Origin of the sequence: Mesorhizobium jarvisii, from assembly GCF_003601985.1 — a bacterium.
Taxonomy (GTDB): Bacteria; Pseudomonadota; Alphaproteobacteria; order Rhizobiales; family Rhizobiaceae; genus Mesorhizobium; species Mesorhizobium jarvisii.
The window spans coordinates 1-392 of the sequence record NZ_QZXA01000043.1 but is presented as its reverse complement, the minus strand read 5'-3'; the positions used below and the strand labels follow the sequence as shown (position 1 = coordinate 392).

Annotated in this window: 2 protein-coding genes; both read right to left on the bottom strand. The window is 51.5% G+C overall.

Features of this window, described 5'->3' with window-relative positions; translation table 11 throughout:
* Window positions 1–229 (bottom strand): asparagine synthase-related protein (locus D3242_RS33830; protein WP_245435316.1); only part of this gene is annotated, 229 nt, incomplete at its 3' end.
* Window positions 230–392, bottom strand: a 163-nt coding sequence (locus D3242_RS34525; protein ID WP_425374474.1) for a hypothetical protein, incomplete at its 5' end; no start/stop codon positions are given. It abuts the gene before it with no gap.

Sequence of the window (392 nt, the reverse complement as noted above, 5' to 3'; positions counted from 1 at the left end):
CTTCCACGCGACGGGCTGCGTATTTCTTGGTGATAGCGGAAATAATTGAGGAATCCAGACCACCAGAAAGCAGCACACCGTAAGGCACATCAGACATCAGATGGCTTTTAACTGAATCTTCCAGTGCCTGACGCAGCTCGTTTTTGTCGGTCACGTTATCTTTCACCGCATCGTAGTCGAACCAGTCGCGATGATAGTAAGAACGGATTTCGCCGTCCTGGCTCCACAACTAGCTCCCCGCCGGGAACTCTTTAATCGTGCGGCAAACTGGCACCAGCGCTTTCATTTCTGAGGCCACATACAGCTGACCGTGTTCGTCATACCCCATATACAGTGGGATGATCCCCAGATGGTCGCGACTAATCAGGTAGGCATCTTTTTCGCTGTCGTAC